A 583-nucleotide genomic window follows, 5' to 3' on the forward strand; every position below is an offset into this window, starting at 1 on the left:
CGACTACACGGGGGTGACTCGGGTCGGCTACACCGACGCAGGCTCTGAAAGCGATCCGACTCACCTGGTGTTCGGCATGACCGAAGCCTTCGGCGATACGTCGATGCTGATGGTTTCATCGAACTCCGAAGTTCGTTTCGGCGGCCTCAACAGCGACAAGGCGTACACGCAGACCGTCGGCGGCTTGAGCGGAACGGGTACGCTCGACCTGGGTTCGGCCGCGCATCTGACTTTGAATCAGTCTGTTGTTCAGGGTGTAACGTCCGCGCCGACGACCGATGAGCCCGGCAAGCTCGGTATTTTGAACAACATTCTCGGGACCGGTGCAGCGAATCCCGAATCCGGGGCCGTTTTGAACGTCGTCCTTGATGGTGCCGTCAAGGATTACGAAGTTGTTTTCACCGATCAAAACGTAACTGTCTCTGATGATCAGGTCGATTTTTCGGGTCTCATTACGTTGACGAACAGCGCGGTGACCGCCTACAAAAACGGGCGTTCTGACACCGTTGGCGGCCAGGAGTACGCCGACGTCAACAAGATTCTGACGGGAGCAACGCTTCAGCTTAAGAGCAACGGCTTGCTT

Annotated in this window: 1 protein-coding gene; it reads left to right on the forward strand. The window is 56.9% G+C overall.

Features of this window, described 5'->3' with window-relative positions; genetic code table 11:
* A partial coding sequence (locus tag H6A60_RS12275) for a hypothetical protein (protein ID WP_205105036.1) occupies positions 1-583 on the forward strand: 583 nt, incomplete at both ends.

The organism is Sutterella massiliensis (assembly GCF_016899755.1).
Taxonomy (GTDB): Bacteria; Pseudomonadota; Gammaproteobacteria; order Burkholderiales; family Burkholderiaceae_F; genus Sutterella; species Sutterella massiliensis.